The following is a 19438-nucleotide window of genomic DNA, read 5'->3' on the forward strand; positions in this document are numbered from 1 at the left end:
CCTGGGGGAGTGGAGCGGGAGAGCTGGGTCAGTCGTCGAGGAAGGCGATCTCGTTGAGCAGCGCCAGGGAGCGGCGCTCGGGCTCGAGGTCGGGTTCGGGCTCGGGGTATTGCTGGGCGTCCGGCTGGACATCCGGATGGGGGTAGGGCTGCGGGGTGGCGAGTCCGGGGACGGGGATCGCCGCGGGGGCGCCGGGTCGGGCTGCTGCTGCGGCGGCTGGGGCGGGGGCCTCGGTCGGTAGTGCGAGGCCCTCGACGGGGATCGCCTCCGGCAGCGGCACGCTGGTGAGCGCTGCCGGCTGGGAGGCGGGTACGTCGTGGGCCGGCGTCGCGGGTGCCACCGGGACCGGGATCGAGGCCTGGGCCGGCGCTGCCGGGGCCGGCTCGGGGGAGCGGATGGGCTCCGGGGCTGCGGAGTGCTGCAGACCGGTGCCGAAGAGGACCCGGACCACGGCCGCCATCTCGCGCAGACACTGCGCGGTCTCGGCGACGCGTGCCTCGTCAGCAGCGGGGCTGCTGGTCTCGAGACTGGTCATCGGGTCCTCCGGAGGTGGAGCAGGGGGTGGGCTGGGGACGGCACTCGTGGGTTGTGCCGTCCCCAGACCTGGGGCTGTGGTTACGCGTCCGGGTCGGTGACAGTGCCGCAGGCGAGTCCCTGGTCGGTGTCCAGGCCGCCATCTGCCTCGCGGTAGACCCACTCAAGGGTGCCGTCAGTCGTGCTGCCGCCGGCGTTGTGGCCGGAGATGCAGAAGTCACCGGTAGCAGGGGCGCCAGACACGTTGTAGACGGTGTCTCCGCTGTCGTCGTGCTTCCAGTTGGCGGCCTCGAGCGTGTCAACGGTGAACTCGGTGGTGCTGGTGGGGTCGTCGGTGGCGATGGTGGCCGCGACTGTGGCCGCGTTCTTCAGGTCGGACTTGATGCTCGAGTCCACACCCTTCTCACGCTGGCTGAGGAACAGCGGAATGGCGATCGCGGCAAGGATGCCGATGATCACGATGACGACGAGGAGCTCGATCAGGGTGAAGCCCTGGTCCTTCTCCTTCAGAGACTTCTGCAGACGAGCGAGCATGGGGGACTCCTGAGACAATGAAGCACGAGCGCTGTGCCCACGGGTGATCTGGGTCTCGGCGCGGCGGACAACCCTCACTTCGGCCGCTGGTGAGGCGTACTTGAGGCCGGAGTAAAGAAATTCGACGCGCCCGGGGATCGGATTGACACGAGTCCTCAAGTCCCGATACGCGCGGGCCGATGGGAAGGGCGTGACACCCACCCGGGTGTCTGTCGTCCACCCGTCGAAGGGCCAGCGATGCCGCAGCCAGACCGGGACAGCGGATTCACGCTGATCGAGGTGCTGGTGACCATCACGCTCATGGGCGTGATGATGGCGATCGCTGTCTCGGGATGGTCCGCCTGGTCGCAGGCCAGCGCCCACTCGGGCACGGCGCGTGAGATCCAGTCGGTGCTGCGCCAGGCCCAGCAGCAGGCGGTGACCGAGGGGACCTCCATCTGCGTTCAGTTCAGCGAGTCTGCCAACAGCTACTCGGTGCTCCGGGGCTCGTGCGACGGATCCCTGACCGCGATTCGTGGGCCGATGAGCCCGGACGGCAATCAGGTCAGCATCAGCTCCCCGACGTTCAGCACGGCTTCCCCCAGCGGGGTCACGTTCTATGCGCGGGGCACCGCGACAGCTGGGACGGTCAAGGTCGTCCGCAGCGGTTCGAGCAAGGTCTACACACTCAAGGTGGAGGGGTTGACCGGTCGTGTCCAGCTCTCCTGAACGCCGAGTGCGCAGCGCACGAGGTCAACGCGACGAGGGGTTCTCGCTGATCGAGATCATCGTGTCGATCGGTGTCCTCACCGTCGTGATGGTGGCGGTGCTCCCGTTGCTCATCATCGGGATCCGGTCGACCGGTACGGCTGCGATGATCACCCAGGGCAAGGGGATCGCCCAGGGGCAGCTCGAGCTGATGCGCAACCTGCCCTACTACGTCGCTCCGTCGCGCGGCGAGTATCGCGACGTGCTGGACTACTACTTCCGCAACCGGGTCGCGGGTGCCGCCCCGGTGTGCCGCGCGGGGGACGAGTACGCATCCCCGAAGCCGGAGTGGTCGGGCTACGTCTCGGAAAGTGCCTCGCGGTGCGACTACGAGCCCGACGGTGCCGGCTACCGGAAGGTGCTCACCGCTCCGAACGCGCCTGAGTTCACGATCGTCGTGAACACGCAGTTCCTCTCCGGCTCGGCGACGTCCGCGCCGGTCGCCCCGCCCACCGCGTACAACACCCAGGACAAGACCCAACCTGCCAACAGCCGACCGGCCTCCTCGCAGATCGGGGTCACGGTCACGGTTCTGCACGCCGAACGAGGCACGCTGCGCCCGGTCACGACGTACACACAGATCGCCGAGAAGCTACCCGTCGTCAACCAGATCCAGGTTCGCGCCAACGGGACCGCGCTGGCGCTGAACGGCTCGGGGCAGACCGACGGATCGATCTCGCTCTCCGCCGGTGTCCTCAACCTGGCGGGTGCCCTGACCCACACCAGCTCAGCCGATGCCGCGCTGGCCGCCACGAGTGCGGGCCTGGCCACCGGCGAACGGGCCGCAGGAGCGACAGCGACGCTCTCCGCTCCGCCGGCGAGCACCACGGCCGGTCCGATCCCTGCCGGGCCTGGAGGTCTGGCGGCTGGGTGCCTCGTGGTGTGCTGGGGCGCCAGCCGCGTCGAGGTCGGGCCCCTCAGCTCCGACGAGGGGCTGCCCAACGTCGGAGCTGCCGGCGCCCCCATGCAGGCCCTGCTCACCGACGCCACCCAGGGGGGCTTCACCTTCCACAACGGGGACGCGGGCAACTACCGGGGCTTCCTCAGCCTGTCGGGATCACTGGTGCGGCTCAGCTCCAAGGCAACGGCCGCCCCCGGTGGCGTGGACGCGCAATGCAACGTGGCGGGCATCGGGACCGGGGCGTTCGTGTCTGCCGGCGGCTTCATCCGTACGACGGACACGGGGGCCGCGTCCTCCCCGGGCGTCGTCGAGGCGTGCGCCGTGACGAGGGCCAGCCGGATCTCGCTCTTCCCGACCAGCTTCGCTCCCGACGGTGTGATCGTCGTCGAGCTGGAGAAGTCGGCGGCCCAGTGCACCGTTGCGGGGGCAGCGCATGCCGCAACGGTCGACGCGGACTACCGCGCAGTCGTGAAGTACTTCGACCCCGACGCGCCCGCGACGTACCGCACAGCCGCTGTCATCGAGCCCGGGCTCACGAAGGATCCGCTGGCGGGCATCCCGCTCACCACCCCGGTGCGCCTAGAGGACGAGTCCACGCCGGCCATCGAGGCGCGTGTCCTGGGCGACTACATCGACTCGTGGTCGGCGCTCACCAGCAGTGAGCTGGTCCCGACAGCCATCCCCGGCTTCGCCTCGGTCTCGGTCCCCGGTGTGTTCCGACTGACGAGCCGGGCGCTGCGCACGGGCATCGACCCGCTGCCGGCGGTCCCGGGCACGCCGGTGGAGACCACAGAGACCGCCAGCCCGACGGCCAGCCCGACCCCCAGCCCTTCGACGAGCCCCTCCGTCGATCCGTCCGGCGGTGCAGAGCCCACGGCCCCGGTGACGACCGCGCCCCCGGCTCCGGAGCTGGTAGATCTGACGTCCGCGGTCACCGCGACGTTCGGCGAGGTCGGTTGTACGGCCGAGGACTCTCGATGACGCCGACGACCTCCGCCGCGGCGCGCCGTACGACGCGCGACGAGGGCGTGACGCTGATCGAGGTGCTGGTGGGCATGGGGCTCTTCACGCTGGTGGGCACCCTTCTCCTCGGCCTCGGCATCTCGACCAGCCAGGTCACGACCCAGACGCGTGAGCGCACCGGAGTCGTCGAGGAGTCCCGCATCGCGATGGAGCGGATCGCCCGCGAGCTGCGCCAGGCGTCCAGCATCAACTCGGTCACGCTCCCGGCGACGGCTCAGGACCCGACCACGATCACGTTCTGGACCGACTTCGACGGTGACACCTTGCCGGGGAGCAGCGTGACGGATCCCGAGATCCTCACCTACACCTGGACGCCACCCGGGGTCGACGGATCCGCGGGGCGGCTGACCCTGCAAGGCGGTGGGATGGCCCAGACCGTGCTCTCGGCCGGGGTCACCGCCTTCACCATCGAGCTGCGCAGCAGCCTGTGGGAGTACGACGCGAACGGCGACGGCAAGACGACCTGGGAGGAGATCGATGCTGTCGGTCCGCCGATCAGCGTCGCCAACGGGCTGCCGGACAACCCGGACCTCAACCACATCGACCTCGTGGCGCTGACCATGACGGTGGAGGACGGCGGAGCCTCGGAGACCTACCAGACGATGATCGACATGAGGAACAGGACCTGACATGGGTGTTCTCCGAGGCATGATCCGCCGAGGGGCCCTCGGCGATCGGATCCTTCGCGATCGGGTCCGCGACGATCGCGGATCGTCGATGGTGATGACGTTGATGGTGCTCGCCCTCATCACAGCGCTGGGCACGACCGTCTCAGTCCTGACCATCAACAACCTGCAGTCGTCTTGGCGGGCGCAGCAGGCCGGCTCCGCACTGAACGCTGCCGACGCCGGCATCGCGCAGGCCGTGACCTATCTGCGCTCCACTGGCGTCAACGGACTGAACTGCGCGAATCCGACGTGCCCGCCCGTGAAGCTGACGGGGACCGTGCCGGGCAAGGCCGGTCAGAGCTTCGAGGTCACGATCGAGATGGTGGACGCCTACCCCGCGAGCAACCCCGGGACCTACCGCGTCACCACCGTGGGGCGGGCTGCGGGTGCCGCCATGCGCTCGGTCAGCGTCGACCTGAGCGTGACCGCAGGCAAGGTGCCGCGGGGCATCTTCGCGCGCACGGTGGCGGGCAGCGGGGCGGCGGAGGTCTCGAACCAGAGCGTGTTCTCGACCGGCTGCGTCGTGCGCCGCTCCCAGATCAAGATGGTGAAGGGGCAGCTGGACCTCGCCTACGGCCTCCCGATCGGGGTGCACACGTCGCAGTACATCTCCGACCACAACAGCTGCGACATGAAGCGAATCCACCCGCCGGTCTGCGACCCGGACTACCCCTACGACCACGACCGGGCCGGGGGGCTCCCCCCTGCCGGGTCTGCATGCGCGACCGCCCAGCAGCCCTACCCGGACTACTACGCCAAGAGTGACCTGAACGGTGACGGGGCGATCGACGTGCAGGGGTCCTACCTCCGCGACGACAACGCCCTGTTCGAGTTGTTCGAGATCTCCCCGCGGCTCCCGGACGACCTGATCGATCGCCTGCGCACCGTCGCGATCTCCCAGGGGAACTTCCACACGGAGTCGTCAGGATGGCAGCCCCCGGAACCGGACAACGAGCCGCACAGCGTGATGTTCTTCGATCTGACGGACACCGACCCCGGGGGTGTGGTGAACCTCAACCAGATCTCGAACTACCTGCCGTCGCCCAGCTGCACTCCACGGTCGTTGGTGATCGTCGTGGCGGGCGGCAACGTCAAGATGAACTCGAACCTCCGGCTCCTCGCCTCGATCTTCCTCACGTCCAACCATCCCCACGGCAGCATCTCCAGCAACGGCAATGCGGAGCTCACCGGCACCGTCTACGCGGACTCCATCAGTCTCGGGGGCACCACCGAGTTCGGGATCGACAAGTGCTTCATGGACAACCCCAGCCCGTCGCTCCTCGACATCCGCGTCTCCAACTATCGCGAGAACGACCGCTGATGCGCTGACCGCGCGGGTCGCCTCCAGTTCACTCGTCGCCTTCGGTCTTGGGGCAGCCGCGTTCGGCGGACTGAGCAGGTTGCGCCGCCGGGTTCGCCGGTCGAGCAGGTTGCGTCGCCGGGTTCGTTGGTCGAGCAGGTTGCGTCGCCGGGTTCGTTGGTCGAGCAGGTTGCACAGCAACCGACGTCGAGACCCCACCCGCGAAAGTTCTCCACAGGTAGCGCGTCGCGCCGCTTCTGGGCGGGGGCAGTGTCGGCGCCCCCTGCTTGACTATTTCTATGTCCCAGACAGCCGCCCCCGACACCGCCGCCGCGGTGCTGGAGGCTGCCCGGGCACGCCGCTCGACCGCCGACCGGGCCGAGGTCGAGCAGCTCCAGCTCGCCGTGGACTGGGCCGCGATGCACTCGGTCGACTCCCTCACCGATGCCGCGCTGGCCCACGACGGGTACGGCGACCGGGGCCTCCCCATCGCCGGGGAGGGTGCCCCGCTGGTCGCAGAGTTCGCGATCACCGAGTTCGCCCTCGCCGTCGGCATGTCCACCGACGCCGGCAACCGCTACGTCGGCCAAGCCGTGGAGCTCAGGTATCGGCTTCCCAAGGTCTGGGCCCGCGTGTGTGCCGGTGACCTGGTGGCGTGGAAGGCGCGCCGCATCGCCGACGCCACCATGAGTCTCGTCGCCGCTGGTGCTGCGTTCGTGGACCGTCATGTCGCCTCGGTGGCGCACAAGATCGGGGTCGCTGCTCTGGACCGGTTGATCGAGGAGGCCCGGGTCCGGTTCCAGCCCGAGGACGCCGAGCAGCGCCGCCGTGCCGCGGCTGATGGCCGGTGTTTCGATGTGGACACCGATCAGGTCTCCTACGAGGGCACCATGCAGATCCGCGGCGAGCTCGACATCGCGGACGCGATGGACCTCGACGCCGCCGTCACCGCCGGAGCCGAAGCGCAGCGTGTGCTCGGGTCCGAGGAGCCGCTCGGTGCCCGTCGGGCGAAGGCGGTCGCGGACCTCGCCCGCCAACAGCTGGCCTTCGACCTCAACACCGAGGAGCAGGAATCGGATCAGCGCGGTGGATCCGACTCAACCCTTGCTCCCGATCAACCGCGCTCATCCTCCCCGGCCGATCCGACCCCCGCGCACGGGACGGGGCGTCGTCCCCGGCAGGTAGTTCTGTACGTCCACCTCTCCCACGACGTCCTGCGCGCCCGGGGCCTCGACAACAGCGCCGACGCTGACGTCGACAGGAACCGCCTCCACCTCGCCCGAGTGGAGAACACCCGCTCCTTCGTCTCGGTCGATCAGGTCCGCGACTGGTGCGCCAGCCCGGATGCCCAGGTCACCGTGAAGCCGGTCATCGATCTCGAGGACCACGTCCACGTCGGCGCCTACGAGGTCCCCGACCGGCTCGTCGAACGCGTCGCGTTGATCAACCACTCGTGTGTGTTCCCGTGGTGCACCCGACCAGCCAGGAAGCTCAAGCCTGACGGGCATCGGGCGGACTGTGACCACGTCCGAGAACACAGCGCTGGCGGGAGCACGTGCTCCTGCAATGTCGCGCCGTTGTGCCGGCGGCATCATCGTCACAAGACGCACTCGCCGTGGACCTACACGGTCATCGATCCGGGGACGTTCCTATGGACGAGTCCGCAGGGGTATCAGTACCTGCGTGATCACACCGGGACGCTTGACGTGACCCGTGACCGGTCGCGCGCTGTACCTCCGCCTGACGAGTAGCTGCATCGCCCCGCGTCCCCGTCGTTGGCAGCATCCGGCGGGGGTTTCGGCGTGTCTGCGGGTGGTCTCGACGTCGGTTGCTGCGCAACCTGCTCGACCAACGAACGGCTGCGCAACCTGCGCAACCTGCTCGACCAACGAACGGCTGCGCAACCTGCTCGACCAGCGAGTCCAGCAGGGGCGACGGGCGTCAGGTTTCTGACGTGTGCTCGTCCTCGTCATCGAAGGTCACGACCAGTTCGGAGCGGAACCCAGCCGACGGCCCCGTCACGTGGTGAACGACCTCGCGGACCGGCGCCTGGCCGACGGGCCGGACCTCCTCTGCGCTGAAGGCATAGCCGTCCTGGCCGGGAGCCTCGAAGGTGAAGCGGACCTCCTGCCCGGCCTGCAGCGTGCGATACCCGGCCATCAGCACCATGGAGAAGTGCGCCCAGCAGCCGCCGGGGGTGTCGTCGGAGTCGATGACGCCCCACCCGTCCTCGGCGTGCCACTCCCGGACCGTGCCCCGTGCTGAGTCGCCCCGTGCTGAGTCGCCCCGAGCTGAGTCGCCCCGAGCTGAGTCACCTCGCGCTGCCATCTCCCGTGACGCCATGTCGCGAGTATCCGCCCGTCAGCCGATCAGGTCGAACACCTTGAAGATCGGCATGTACAGCGCGATGATCATCGACCCCACGATCCCGCCGAGGAACGCGATCATCAACGGCTCGATCATCGCCGTGAGCGCCTCGGTCGTGGCCTCGACCTCCTGGTCGTAGAACTCCGCGATCTTCTCCAGCATCTGGTCGATCGCGCCCGATTCCTCGCCGGACGCGATCATCTGCACGACCATCGCCGGGAAGACCTCGTGCTGGGCGAGCGGCCCGGCGACGGTCTCGCCGCGCTTGACGGACTCCTTGACCTCAGCCAGCGCCCGCGAGATGACGACCGACCCGGTGGTCTCCGAGACGATGTCCAACGACTGCAGGATCGGGACGCCGGCGTGGAGCAGGGTGCCGAAGTTGCGGGCGAAGCGGGCCAGCGCCAGCTTCTGCACCAGGTTGCCGAAGACCGGCATCCGCAGCTTGAGCGGGTCCACGACGTTGCGGACCTTCTCGGTGCGCTTGAACTTGCGCCACAGCGCGCTCGACACGACCAGCCCGACGATCAGGATCGGCAGCAGGAAGCGCATCGCCTCGGACAGGACGACCAGGATCTTGGTGGGCAGGGGCAGCTCGCCCCCGAGGTCGGCGAACATCTCGTCGAAGACGGGTACGACGAACACCAGCAGGCCGACGCACATCACGATGGCCAGCACGAACACCACGACCGGATAGGTCAGCGCCGCCTTGATCTTGCCGCGCAGCCGCACCTCGGCCTCGAAGTTGTCGGCGATCTGGCGCATCGCGACGTCGAGGAAGCCGCCCGCCTCACCGGCGCGCGCCATGCTGATCATCAGCACGGGGAAGGTCTCGGGATACTTCGCGAACGACGCGGACAGGCTCTGGCCGGCCTCGACGTCGGCGCGTACGCCGCGCAGCACCCGCCGCAGCTCCAGGTTCTCCGACTGCTCGGAGAGGATCGTCAGCCCGCGCATCATCGACAGGCCGGCGTCGATCATCGTCGCGAACTGGCGGGCGAACACCGCCAGGTCCTTGGCCTTGACCCGCTTCTTGCGGCCGAGGCTGATCTCGCGCTGCATGCCGACGTTGGCCTGGCGCACCTCGAGCGGCACATAGCCCATCGAGCGCAGCCGGTCGGCGACCGCCGCCTCCGAGACCGCGTCGACCTTGCCCTCGACGAACTTCCCCTGCGCGTCCTTGACCTTGTAGGTGAACTGCGTCGTGGTCGTCATGGTCACTGCCAGCCGGCTGTCGTCGTACGCGCCGTGGACGAGCCGACGAGCGAGTCGAAGTCGGTCCGGTTCGTGCAGGCCTCCAGGGCGGCCTCATAGGTGACCCGTCCCTCGCGCACCAGCGCGGCGAGGTGGGCGTTGAGCGTCTGCATGCCGTCGCGCGCGCCCGCCTGCAGCGCGCCCTGGATCTGCTGGAGCTTGTTGTCGCGGATCATCGCCCGGATGCCGGAGTTGCAGACCATGATCTCGACGCCGGCCGCGCGGCCCTTGCCGTCGGTGGTCTTCATCAGCGTCTGGCAGACCACGGCCTGCAGGCTCGCCGCGAGCTGGGTCCGCACCTGCTGCTGCTGCTCGGCGGGGAAGACGTCGACGACACGGGTGATCGTGTCCTGCGCCGACTGCGTGTGCAGGGTCGCGAAGACCAGGTGGCCGGTCTCGGCCGCGGTCAGCGCCACCGAGATCGTCTCCAAGTCGCGCAGCTCGCCCACCAGGATCACGTCCGGGTCCTGGCGCAGCACGTGCTTGAGGGCGACCGCGAAGTCCTTGGTGTCCGCGCCGACCTCGCGCTGGTTGACCAGGCAGCCGCGGTGCTCGTGGAGGAACTCGATCGGGTCCTCGATGGTCATGATGTGACCACGGCGCGAGCGGTTGATCTTGTCGATGATCGCGGCCAGCGTGGTCGACTTGCCCGACCCGGTGGGCCCGGTGACCAGCACCAGCCCGCGCTTGAGGCCGGCGAAGCCCGAGATCACGTCCGGCATCCCCAGCTTCTCCAGCGGCACGATCTCCCACGGGATCGCACGCATCACCGCTCCGACGGCCTCGCGCTGGCGGAAGACGTTGACGCGGAACCGCGCGTGGCCCGGCACGGCATAGGCGAAGTCGAGCTCGTGCTCCTCCTCGAACACCTTGCGCTGACGCTCGGTCATCACGCCGTACAGCGTGGTCTGCAGCTGGGTGGCGCTCAGCGGCTCGAAGCCCTCGATGACCTCCATCTCCCCGCGCACCCGCACCGTCGGCGGGGCGTTCTGGGTCAGGTGCAGGTCGGAGGCCCCCACGCTCAGCGCGTGGATCAGCAGCTCGTCGAGCACCAGGCCGCGCGCGGCACCGGCCGGTGCCGCGAGGGGGGCGGCAGCGGACGGAGGCGGTACGGCGACCGGCCGGGCGGCCACCGGGGCCACGGCGACCGCCGGGGCCACGACCTGCTGAGCCACAACGGGCGGGGCGATCGGCTGGGCAACGGGGGCCGCAGCGGGTACGGCCAGCGGGAGGCCGAAGCCGTTGCTGGGAGCGTCGTTCACTGGTCTCCTCGAGCGTGCCTGTGATGGAACTGGTCCGTGACCTCCATCGGCACTCCCCGGGCCCTACTTGAGGGGGAGACTCAGGCGACGACGCGCAGGATCTCCTCGACCGACGTCAGCCCCTGGCGGACCTTGAGCCAGCCGTCGTCACGCAGCGTCTGCATGCCCTGCTCGCACGCCATCCGGGCGATCTCGTCGGTCGAGGCGTGCGCGACCGCGAGTCGCTCGATCTCCTCGGTCACGGTCATCACCTCGTGCAGCGCCAACCGCCCCCGATAGCCGGTCCGGGAGCACTTCGCGCACCCCACGGGATGGAAGAGCGTCAGCTGCTCACCGGGCTCCATCGGGAAGCCGATGCGGGCAAGCTCCTCCGGGTCCGGCTGGTACGACGCCCGACACCGGTCGCACAGTCGGCGGCACAGCCGCTGCGCCAGGACGGCGTCGAGCGCCGAGCCGACGAGGAACGGCTCGATCTGCATCTCCACGAGCCGGGTGACGGCCGCGGGCGCGCTGTTGGTGTGCAGCGTGGAGAGCACGAGGTGCCCGGTCAGTGCCGCCTCGACCGCGATCTGGGCGGTCTCGTGGTCGCGGATCTCGCCGATCAGCACGATGTCGGGGTCCGAGCGGAGGATCGAGCGCAGTGCGGAGGCGAAGGTCAGGCCGGCCCGCTGGTTGGTCTGCACCTGGTTGATGCCGGCCATCCGGTACTCCACCGGGTCCTCGACGGTGATCACGTTGACCGACGACTTGTTGAGCAGGTTCAGCGTCGCGTAGAGCGTCGTCGACTTGCCCGACCCGGTCGGCCCGGTGGCCAGGATCATCCCGTAGGGCTTGGAGTACGACGCCTCGAAGCGCTGGTAGTTGGTGTCGCTGAACCCGAGGTCGGCGAGGTTGAGCGTGGTGTTGGTGTTGTCGAGGATCCGGGCGACGACCTTCTCGCCCCACACGGTGGGCAGCGTCGCCATCCGCAGGTCGATGCGCCGACCCTGGTGGGTGACCGACATCCGGCCGTCCTGCGGCACCCGCCGCTCGGCGATGTTCATGTCGGCCATGATCTTGAGCCGCGAGATCACGCCGTTCTGGATGTTCTTGGGGGAGCGGTGCGCGTCCTGGAGGACGCCGTCGATGCGGTAGCGCACCCGCAGGTCGTGCTCGGTCGGCTCCAGGTGGATGTCGGAGGCCCGGTCGTTGATGGCCTGGGTGATCAGCAGGTTGACGAAGCGGACGACCGGGGCCTCCTCGGAGACCTCGGTGAAGTGCGTGAGGTCCTCGCCCGCGTCCTCGTTGGACGTCAGGTCCATGCTGATGTCGTCGAGCTCGCCCTCGGCCCGATAGACCTGGTTGATCTTCATCTCGATGTCGGAGCGGCTCGCGATCGCGAACCGCACCCGGCTGCGCGTCAGCCGGATCAGGTCGTCCTTGAGCTCGATGTTGCCGGCCTGACGGATGCTCACCGCGACGATCAGGTCGCCGTTCTCCCACGTCAGCGGGAGCACACGGGAACGGCGCGCGAACTCCGCCGGCAGCCGGGTCGCCGCGGAGGCGTCGACGGGATAGTCGGTGAGGTCGACATAGCTCAGTCCGGCGGCCACCGCCGCCGTACGCACGACGGTCGCGCGGTCGACAGCCCCGAGGCCGAGCAGCGACTCCAGGATCGTCTTGCCGGTCTCGGCCGCCACCTCAGTGGCGTCGTCGCGTTGCTCGTGCGTGACCAGCCCCTCGTCGATGAGGGCCTGGACGATGTCGCCGTTCACGGTCTGGGCAGCAGATCGAGGGCCGCGGCGGGGTTGGCGCGGTAGCGCAGGATCAGCTCGCTGGTGGCCTCGTCGATCCGCTCGTGCAGCGCGCGGCGATAGTCGGTGAGCTGGTGCTCGGCGGTGCGCAGCCGCTCCAGCGCGTCGGCCACCTGGCCGGCATCGGTCGGGTCGACCTCGGTGACCCACATCTCGGAGAGCTCCGGGAGGTCGGGCAGCGGCTCCGCTGCCCGCACCTGGACCAGGGCGCCGCGCGAGCGACCGGCCCCGGTGTCGCCCAGCACGCGCACGAGGTCGTCGAAGCTGAGGGCGGCGCCGGAGCTCGACTCGGCCTCCAGCACGTCGATCCGGGCGTGGGTCAACCGCCGCCAGTAGGACACGCGGTCCTCCTCGTCGGTCAGCTTCTGCCGGTAGGCGCGCAGCTGGCGCAGGTCGAGGCTCGCGAGCTCCTCGGAGGGCACCGACGACTGGACAGCGCGCGTGGAGCGGGAGTTGTTGGCCATGCGGCTCCTCACCTGGGGCTTTCGGCATCGACGAGCGTCGGGTCAATACCCGCTCGCTTGAGCATCACACTGAAGTCGTGCGTGTTGGAGCTCATCAGCCTGGCCTCCGGCACCGAGACCTCGCCGCTCAGCACCAGTCGGACGAGGTGCTGGTCGAAGGTCTGCATGCCGGTGTAGCTGCCCTCCGCGATGATGTCAGGGATGGTGTCGGTCTTGTCGGGGTCGGCGATCGCCTCGGCGAGTCGGGGATCGTTGACGGCCACCTCCATGACTACCACCCGGCCGTTCCCGTCGGCGCGGGGGACCAGCCGCTGACACACGATCCCGCGCAGCGACGTCGCCAGCCCGAGCCGGACCTGCTTCTGCTCGTGCGGCGGGAAGAAGTCGATGACGCGGTTGACGGTCTCCTTCGCGTCGGTGGTGTGCAGCGTCGACATCACGAAGTGCCCGGTCTCGGCGGCGGAGAGACCGGCCTTCACCGTGTCCGCGTCGCGCATCTCGCCGATCAGGATCACGTCGGGGTCCTGGCGCATCGCCGCGCGCAGCGCCACGGCCCAGTCGGCCGTGTCGGTGCCGAGCTCGCGCTGGTTGACGATCGCCATCTTGTCGGCGTGCACGACCTCGATCGGGTCCTCGATCGTGAGGATGTGCACCGGTCGGTTCTCGTTGACCTCGTCGACCATCGCGGCGAGCGTGGTCGTCTTGCCCGAGCCGGTCGGGCCGGTGACGAGGACGAGGCCGCGCGGCTCGAGCGCCAGCCGGCGGATGACGTCGGGGAGCCCCAGCTCCGCCAGGGTCTTGGGGGCGTCACCGACCAGGCGCAGCACGCAGCCGGCCGAGCCTCGCGACCGGAAGGCGTTGACCCGGAACCGACCCACCCCGGCCACGGACAGCGCGTAGTCGGCCTCGTTCGTCGCGTCGAAGTGAGCCTCGACGTCGGGCGGCATCGTCTCGCGGATCAGCGACTCGGTCGCCTCACTCGTCATCGCGGGCACCTGCAGCGGCACCAGCGAGCCGGAGATGCGGATCTTGGGTGGACTGCCGACCTTGACGTGCAGGTCCGAGCCGTGGTTCTGGACCACGGCCTGGAGGAACGGCGTGATCTGGAGCGCCAACGGATGCACCTCTCACTGGTCGATGCTGCGAACAGTACCCATCGTCCGCCGCGCGCGAAGGCTTCAGACGTGGCTCAAGTTCGGGTCCCCCACCGCCGATGGTGCGGATGGCGCCGGGAGCCCGGCGTGCCGGGGCGGGCACCTCCCGCGGACAGCATCGCCGGCGCGAATCTCGAGGAGCCTGATGGCACGCACCATGGTGGGACTGGATATCGGCAGCTCCGAGGTCCGCGCGGCTGAGTACGTCCTCGGCCGCCGCGCCACCCTGCGTCGTACCGCCTCGCTGCCCCTGCCGCCCGGCGTGGTGCGGGTGGGCACCGTCGTCGATCCCGAGGCTCTGACGGCCGCCCTGCGCGAACTGTGGTCGCGCGGCAAGTTCCGGACCCGCGAGGTCGTCATCGGCATCGCCAACGACGGTGTGCTGGTGCGTCAGATGGACCTGGACTGGATGCCGCCGGCGGACTTCCGCAAGGCGCTGCGCTACCAGGTCAAGGACCTGCTCCCGACCCCCGTCGACGACGCGAACCTCGACTACCACCTGCTCGAGGAGATCGAGCTGCCCGGCGAGGTCGAGGGGGACCCGCCGCGCCGGATCAACCGCGTCCTGCTGGTGGCTGCGGCGCGCGACATGGTGGATCGCTTCGTGCGGGTCGCCCAGAGCGCCGGGCTGCGACCCACCGCCGTCGACCTCGTGCCCTTCGCCCTGATCCGGGCCCGGACACCCGGGGTCGCCCCGGGGGAGTACGGCGAGGTCGAGGCGATCGTCGACATCGGAGCCCAGGTCGTCACCGTCGTCGTTCACGCAGGAGGGGTCCCGCGCTACGTCCGGATCATCCCCGGGATGGGCGGGGACTCGATCACCCAGCGGGTCCAGGAGCACTACGACTGGACCTGGGACGAGGCCGAGCGCACCAAGATCTTCGTCGCGCTGCCCGGGCACGCCCGCCTGGACTCCGAGCAGCTCCACGCCCTGGGGCCGCAGGCGGCGGGTCTCGACCATCCGGCCCAACGCCTGGTGGCGGCTGGAGCCGAGACGCTGGTCGGCGAGATCGCGGCCACCCTCGACTACTACCGTGGCCCCGGCCACGAGACCGTCCCCGGGGAGCCGGGTGGCGCTGACGCCACACCGACCGATGAGCTCGCCCGCGTGTTCCTGGCCGGGGGAGGCGCCCAGCTCGGTGGCCTCGCCGACCTGTTGCGCGAGCGGCTGGGCGTCGCCGTCGGCTTCCTCGACGGACTGGATCGGGTGCGCGCACCGCATCGCCTGCGCGGCGACGACGACACGCTGCGTGCCCTCACCGTGCCGACCGGCCTGTGTGTCGGAGGCGCTCGATGAGTCGACTCAAGCTTCCACGCAGGCGCTCCTCGGTCCGCACCCACGCGCGTCCGGGGGTCCCCTCGGTCAACCTGCTCTCCCCGTGGTCCTTCGAGCAGATGGCGACGCGTGCGCTGCGGCGCCGGTTCGTGCTCGGTGCGCTCGCGCTGGTCATGCTCATGGGCGCCGGCTGGGCGGGGCAGCACCTGCGCGTGAGCCAGGCTCAGCAGCAGCTCGAGGTGGCGCAGGCCGAGACCTCCCGGCTCACCGGCAAGACCCAGGAGCTGGTGTCCGTGCGGACGTTCGTCGCCGGGGTCGAGCAGCAGAAGATGACGGTCAAGGAGACGATGGCGGGCGAGGTCTACTTCTCCGAGGTCCTCGACGGCCTCGCGCAGTCGACTCCCTCGGCCGCGATCCTCACCTCGGTCGCCGTGACGCTGGCCCCGCCGGCCGCCGCCACCCCGGAAGGTGCGGCCGCCGTCTCTCCGTGCCCCGGCCCCGACCCGTTCAACACGCTCGAGGTCGTGGGCTGCGTGACCCTGTCGGGTACGGCGCCCGACCGCGCCGATGTCGGCGACTTCGTCATCGCCCTCGGTGAGAGCCGCCTCTTCGTGGAGCCCTTCATCTCCACCACGACGACCGGTGACGCCACGGACGTGTCGTTCAGCGGGTCCGTGGGCCTCTCGCCGAAGGTCTACAGCCGTCGCTACAAGCGCATGGAGAAGCTGCTGGCCGGGGGGGACGTGCGATGAACCTGCGGACACCTGCTGCCACCAAGGTCATCGGTGCCCTGGGCATGCTGCTCATCGCCGGGCTGGGCTGGGTCTTCGTCCTCGGCCCCGAGGTCACCGCGCTCTCCGAGGTGCGAGCCGAGGTCGAGGCCGCCCACGACCAGAACGACGTGCTCGAGCTGCAGTTGGTCTCGCTGCAGAGGCAGGCGGCCCGGCTCGGCGACACCGAGTTCGCGGCCGAGTCGCTGGCGGTGCTGTTCCCGCCGACCGCCGCGCAGCCGGACCTGTTCGCGAGCGTGACCGCGGCTGCCGTCGACGCTGGGATCGGCGCCAAGGGGGTGACCACCCTCGCTCCCGCACCCCCGGTCCTCGGAGGGGCCGACGTGGCCGCGACGGGCGCCGCCGACCCGGCTGCCGCGACCGGCGACCTGGCGCGCCAGGTGGTCACGGTCTCGGTCGAGGGCACCTACGCCCAGACTCAGCAGCTCCTCGAGAACCTGGAGCAGATGCCCCGGGCCTACCTCGTGACGTCGGTGACGTTGAGCGGTGGGGCCGAGACCGCCGGCTATGTCACCACGGTCGCCGGTCAGATGTTCGTGATGCCGCCGGTGCCCGCACCCGAGGTGGGCCTCGACGAGCGCGGCGCAGCCGAGTGACGGACGCCGCGGGAGCCCCCGCTGCCCGCCCGACTGCCCGCCCGACCGCCCGCGCGACCAGCCGCCCGACCAGCCGTCAGGCCTCAAGTTCGCCCGTCGCGATGCCGATCCCCAGCTGAAGGACCCTTTCCAGGCTCGGCACGTCGAGAGGATGACCATGGCGAACGCCCTGCTCGCGGCCCCCGGCTCGCACTCCGGGAGCAAGCCACCACTGGAGCGCCCACCGGTGCGCCTCGTCGTGGTCGCCGTCGTCCTGCTCACCGCGCTCGGCTGGGCGGCGCTCTCCGCCGCCGACGGTGCCCCCGTCGCCGTCTATGGACCGGCCCTGGCTCTGGCGGCAGCCACCGGACTCATCGGCGGTGTCTCAGCGCGTCGGATGCCGGCCCGGCAGAAGCGGCACCAACGCTCGGCACCGGTCGACGACCTCGTCGACCTGCCGCGCCTCGAGATCCCGCAGTACGCCGACGGCGAGCTCCCCCCCTCGGACACCGCTCCCGGAGCGCTGGCGGCTGTGGCGGAACTGCGTGAGGACGTCACTGTCCGCACCCTGCGGGCTCAGGTCCACACGCTCGAGCAGGCCCTCGAGCAGGTCCAGGGCACGCTTGCCCAGCGCCAGCAGGAGACGATGGAGTTGGCGGAGCACCGCCGATCGGTGCTGCTCACGATCCAGGCGATCGCCGACCGGACGACTGGTGCCGAGGGTGGCCGCACCGCGCTGTCCCGTGTCGCCGCGGCGGTCGAGCGGCTGGGCGCGCCCGACGTGTTCGCCCGTCCCGTCCTGCCCCCACCCGGATACGACGTCGGCGTCGCCTCCGACGCTCCCGCCGCACTGGTCGGAGCCGCTCGCGCGGAGCCGGTCGGCGCCGAGCCCCAGCCCGAGCCCCAGTCCGAGCCCCAGCCCCAGTCCCAGCCCGCGACCCCTGGGGCCGAGGCAGCGAGAACGACGCTGACCGCTTCTGCGTCCTCCGCTCCCACCGACTCCGTGCAGGCCCCGGCGCCGCTCGACACCCCCGACCTGCGTACCGAGCCCGCCAGCGACGTGGTCCTGCCGGTCCCGCCCCGCCCCGTGGCGTCTGTCAGCCACGGTCGGAGCTGGCGCCGCGTCCGCGCGAGCTGACCGAAGGACGACGTGATGACCCAGACCAAGGTGACCCAGACCAACGTGACCCAGGCCAAAGTGACCCAGGCCGACCCCCGACGACTGCGCCTCGCGGCGTGGGCGGCCGACGTGGAGATGCTCGAGACGCTCCTGTGGCACAACGGGCTGGACCGCGCTCCGGACCCCGCCGCCCAGCTCGCCGCCGTCGGCGAGGCCGTCGCGGCCTCGCTCGAGGCGCGGGCCGCCGCGGTGACGGGGAGGCTGTCGGAGCGGGAGATCGTGGAGGCGGCCCGCGACGCGATGGTCGCGACCTTCGACGTGTCCGTGCATGGTGTGCTCCGCGAGCGGTTCGTCTCGGTGGACCACCTCGACGCACCGCCCACAGCGGCGGAGTCCGACGACGACTGCCCCGACCTGACCCCCGACGACCTGGCCCCGGACGACTGGGACGCGGTCTACCGACTCGAGGGGCGCACCCCCGAGGAGCTGGTAGCCGAGCTGCGGACTGCCGCCGGTGACTGCATGGCGGTCGCCGAGGTGATGGCGCGCTCCGGCGAGTCCGAGGCCTCCCTCCGGCTGGCGCGACAGTCCGATGCCGCCGCCTTCGAGGCCTATCTCGTCACAGCCGCCGTCCTGTCCGGCGATGGCGGACTCGCCTCCGTCGACGTCCGGTGGGAGCGGGCCCGACAGGTGGCCGCTGATCCGAACGACGATGCGTCGACGACGCGTGCGCGGCTCCTGGAGCTGGTGGGCTCGGCGGAGCGCGACACGCTGAGCCGCTCGTTCGAGCCTCTCCCGGAGCTCTGAGCGGTGGTGCTCTCGGGAGTCGCCCTGATCAGTCCGATAGCTCTGCTGGGGCTGATGATCGGCTCGTTCCTCAACGTCGTGGTGCACCGCGTCCCCGCGGGTCTCTCCATCGTGTCGCCCGGGTCGTCGTGCGGCGCGTGCGGCCACCCCGTGCGCGCCCGCGACAACGTGCCCGTGGTGTCGTGGGTGCTGCTGCGTGGACGCTGCCGCGACTGCGCCGCCCCCATCTCCGCGCGCTATCCGGCGGTCGAGCTGCTCACCGCCGTACTCTTCGCGGTCGCGGCCTGGCGGTTCGGCTGGACCCCCGTGACCCTCGCCGTCCTCGTGGTGCTGGCCGCCGGCGTGGCGCTCTTCTGGATCGACCTCGCCCATCAGCGGCTGCCGTTCGCGATCACCGGCGTCGCCGGGGCCGGATGCGTGCTCGCCCTGGGCGCCGACGTGGTCGTCAACGGCGGCGGACCCGTGGCCACGGCTCTGCTGTCCACGCTGCTCTGGCTCGGGGTGTACGGCGGGACGTGGCTGGTCACCGGGGGGCGGGGGATGGGGCTCGGCGACGTCGCCCTCGCGCCGGTGTTGGGACTGCTGCTCGGCTGGTCCGGGTGGTCGCAGAGCCTGGTCGGTCTGGCAGCCGGCTTCGTCGGCGGGGCCGTGATCGGTGCGGTGCTGCTGGCCTCAGGTCGGGTCGACCGTCGGACCCGAGTGCCCCACGGGCCGTTCCTCCTCGCAGGCGCGGCGGTAGGTCTCTTCGCCGGCCAGCCGCTGGGGGACCTCTACCTTCGACTGGTGGGTCTGCAGTGAGTCGACACCTCTTTCGGGCGCTCACGCGGAGAGTCAAATCCGCCTCGGCCGGCACTGTCCCTGACGAGGC

The 19438-nt window shown here is 70.3% G+C and carries 19 protein-coding genes; 11 read left to right on the top strand and 8 right to left on the bottom strand.

Translation table 11 applies throughout. The annotated features are described in order from the left end of the window. Nucleotides 1-28: 28 nt before the first annotated feature. Nucleotides 29-535 (bottom strand): hypothetical protein, encoded by a 507-nt coding sequence (locus ACYU7L_RS07735; RefSeq protein ID WP_460794761.1) that lies wholly within the window; start codon nt 533-535, stop codon nt 29-31. Between the two features lie 80 nt (nt 536-615). Further along, nucleotides 616-1068, bottom strand: coding sequence for a prepilin-type N-terminal cleavage/methylation domain-containing protein (locus tag ACYU7L_RS07740; protein WP_460794762.1), 453 nt, complete (start codon nt 1066-1068; stop codon nt 616-618). Nucleotides 1069-1305: 237 nt separating this feature from the next. Between ACYU7L_RS07740 and ACYU7L_RS07745 the strand changes: the two genes are divergently transcribed. From ACYU7L_RS07745 to ACYU7L_RS07765, 5 genes are all read left to right on the top strand, one after another. Then, complete coding sequence (locus ACYU7L_RS07745) at nt 1306-1776, top strand: GspH/FimT family pseudopilin (protein WP_460794763.1); 471 nt, start codon at nt 1306-1308, stop codon at nt 1774-1776. After that, nucleotides 1760-3697: a type IV pilus modification PilV family protein gene (locus ACYU7L_RS07750; protein WP_460794764.1), complete on the top strand. Its 1938-nt coding sequence runs from the start codon at nt 1760-1762 to the stop codon at nt 3695-3697. Before ACYU7L_RS07745 ends, ACYU7L_RS07750 begins: the two co-directional genes overlap by 17 nt. Beyond that, nucleotides 3694-4368 carry a PilW family protein gene (locus ACYU7L_RS07755; protein WP_460794765.1) on the top strand — a complete coding sequence of 225 codons (675 nt, stop codon included), beginning with the start codon at nt 3694-3696 and terminating at the stop codon, nt 4366-4368. The genes ACYU7L_RS07750 and ACYU7L_RS07755 overlap by 4 nt, the downstream gene beginning before the upstream one ends. 1 nt (nt 4369) lies before the next feature. After that, entirely contained in the window at nt 4370-5728 is a 1359-nt protein-coding gene (locus tag ACYU7L_RS07760) for a pilus assembly PilX N-terminal domain-containing protein (RefSeq protein ID WP_460794766.1), read from the top strand. 278 nt (nt 5729-6006) lie between these two features. Next, entirely contained in the window at nt 6007-7458 is a 1452-nt protein-coding gene (locus ACYU7L_RS07765) for an HNH endonuclease (RefSeq protein WP_460794767.1), read from the top strand. A 190-nt stretch (nt 7459-7648) separates the two neighbouring features. Here ACYU7L_RS07765 and ACYU7L_RS07770 read toward each other — a convergent pair whose 3' ends face one another. From ACYU7L_RS07770 to ACYU7L_RS07795, 6 genes are all read right to left on the bottom strand, one after another. Beyond that, the gene (locus tag ACYU7L_RS07770; RefSeq protein WP_460794768.1) at nt 7649-8050 is read right to left on the bottom strand and encodes a cold-shock protein; all 402 of its coding nucleotides are present in this window, start codon (nt 8048-8050) and stop codon (nt 7649-7651) included. Between the two features lie 18 nt (nt 8051-8068). Next, nucleotides 8069-9289, bottom strand: coding sequence for a type II secretion system F family protein (locus ACYU7L_RS07775; RefSeq protein WP_460794769.1), 1221 nt, complete (start codon nt 9287-9289; stop codon nt 8069-8071). Nucleotides 9290-9291: 2 nt separating this feature from the next. After that, on the bottom strand, nt 9292-10590 hold the full coding sequence (locus ACYU7L_RS07780) for a type IV pilus twitching motility protein PilT (protein WP_460794770.1): 1299 nt from the start codon (nt 10588-10590) through the stop codon (nt 9292-9294). A gap of 80 nt (nt 10591-10670) precedes the next feature. Then, the gene (locus ACYU7L_RS07785) at nt 10671-12344 is read right to left on the bottom strand and encodes a GspE/PulE family protein (protein WP_460794771.1); all 1674 of its coding nucleotides are present in this window, start codon (nt 12342-12344) and stop codon (nt 10671-10673) included. Next, nucleotides 12341-12847 (bottom strand): RsiG family protein, encoded by a 507-nt coding sequence (locus ACYU7L_RS07790; RefSeq protein ID WP_460794772.1) that lies wholly within the window; start codon nt 12845-12847, stop codon nt 12341-12343. The genes ACYU7L_RS07785 and ACYU7L_RS07790 overlap by 4 nt, the downstream gene beginning before the upstream one ends. 8 nt (nt 12848-12855) lie before the next feature. Continuing rightward, nucleotides 12856-13962: a type IV pilus twitching motility protein PilT gene (locus tag ACYU7L_RS07795; protein WP_460794773.1), complete on the bottom strand. Its 1107-nt coding sequence runs from the start codon at nt 13960-13962 to the stop codon at nt 12856-12858. A gap of 184 nt (nt 13963-14146) precedes the next feature. On the opposite strand from ACYU7L_RS07795, the gene pilM reads away from it, so the two are divergent. The 6 genes from pilM (at nt 14147) to ACYU7L_RS07825 (ending at nt 19368) form a co-directional block, all read left to right on the top strand. Next, a complete protein-coding gene (gene pilM / locus ACYU7L_RS07800; protein ID WP_460794774.1) occupies nt 14147-15298 on the top strand; it encodes a type IV pilus assembly protein PilM in 1152 nt (383 codons plus the stop codon). Further along, a complete protein-coding gene (locus ACYU7L_RS07805) occupies nt 15295-16029 on the top strand; it encodes a PilN domain-containing protein (RefSeq protein WP_460794775.1) in 735 nt (244 codons plus the stop codon). Before pilM ends, ACYU7L_RS07805 begins: the two co-directional genes overlap by 4 nt. Next, complete coding sequence (locus tag ACYU7L_RS07810; protein ID WP_460794776.1) at nt 16026-16664, top strand: hypothetical protein; 639 nt, start codon at nt 16026-16028, stop codon at nt 16662-16664. The genes ACYU7L_RS07805 and ACYU7L_RS07810 overlap by 4 nt, the downstream gene beginning before the upstream one ends. Before the next feature lie 157 nt (nt 16665-16821). Next, entirely contained in the window at nt 16822-17781 is a 960-nt protein-coding gene (locus ACYU7L_RS07815; RefSeq protein ID WP_460794777.1) for a hypothetical protein, read from the top strand. Nucleotides 17782-17796: 15 nt separating this feature from the next. Next, nucleotides 17797-18570, top strand: coding sequence for a hypothetical protein (locus ACYU7L_RS07820; RefSeq protein ID WP_460794778.1), 774 nt, complete (start codon nt 17797-17799; stop codon nt 18568-18570). A gap of 54 nt (nt 18571-18624) precedes the next feature. Then, nucleotides 18625-19368 (top strand): prepilin peptidase, encoded by a 744-nt coding sequence (locus ACYU7L_RS07825; protein WP_460794779.1) that lies wholly within the window; start codon nt 18625-18627, stop codon nt 19366-19368. The last annotated feature ends 70 nt before the right edge of the window (nt 19369-19438 follow it).

The organism is Nocardioides pacificus, assembly GCF_054775955.1.

Bases quoted from the DNA above. Each gene is read 5' to 3' on its own strand.
- ACYU7L_RS07810 (WP_460794776.1), top strand. From the start codon at position 16,026: ATGAACCTGCGGACACCTGCTGCCACCAAGGTCATCGGTGCCCTGGGC.
- ACYU7L_RS07740 (WP_460794762.1), bottom strand. From the start codon at position 1,068: ATGCTCGCTCGTCTGCAGAAGTCTCTGAAGGAGAAGGACCAGGGCTTC.
- ACYU7L_RS07815 (WP_460794777.1), top strand. From the start codon at position 16,822: ATGGCGAACGCCCTGCTCGCGGCCCCCGGCTCGCACTCCGGGAGCAAG.
- ACYU7L_RS07820 (WP_460794778.1), top strand. From the start codon at position 17,797: ATGACCCAGACCAAGGTGACCCAGACCAACGTGACCCAGGCCAAAGTG.
- ACYU7L_RS07775 (WP_460794769.1), bottom strand. From the start codon at position 9,289: ATGACGACCACGACGCAGTTCACCTACAAGGTCAAGGACGCGCAGGGG.
- ACYU7L_RS07825 (WP_460794779.1), top strand. From the start codon at position 18,625: ATGATCGGCTCGTTCCTCAACGTCGTGGTGCACCGCGTCCCCGCGGGT.
- ACYU7L_RS07760 (WP_460794766.1), top strand. From the start codon at position 4,370: ATGGGTGTTCTCCGAGGCATGATCCGCCGAGGGGCCCTCGGCGATCGG.
- ACYU7L_RS07805 (WP_460794775.1), top strand. From the start codon at position 15,295: ATGAGTCGACTCAAGCTTCCACGCAGGCGCTCCTCGGTCCGCACCCAC.
- ACYU7L_RS07770 (WP_460794768.1), bottom strand. From the start codon at position 8,050: ATGGCGTCACGGGAGATGGCAGCGCGAGGTGACTCAGCTCGGGGCGAC.
- ACYU7L_RS07765 (WP_460794767.1), top strand. From the start codon at position 6,007: ATGTCCCAGACAGCCGCCCCCGACACCGCCGCCGCGGTGCTGGAGGCT.
- ACYU7L_RS07735 (WP_460794761.1), bottom strand. From the start codon at position 535: ATGACCAGTCTCGAGACCAGCAGCCCCGCTGCTGACGAGGCACGCGTC.
- ACYU7L_RS07790 (WP_460794772.1), bottom strand. From the start codon at position 12,847: ATGGCCAACAACTCCCGCTCCACGCGCGCTGTCCAGTCGTCGGTGCCC.
- ACYU7L_RS07755 (WP_460794765.1), top strand. From the start codon at position 3,694: ATGACGCCGACGACCTCCGCCGCGGCGCGCCGTACGACGCGCGACGAG.
- pilM (WP_460794774.1), top strand. From the start codon at position 14,147: ATGGCACGCACCATGGTGGGACTGGATATCGGCAGCTCCGAGGTCCGC.
- ACYU7L_RS07745 (WP_460794763.1), top strand. From the start codon at position 1,306: ATGCCGCAGCCAGACCGGGACAGCGGATTCACGCTGATCGAGGTGCTG.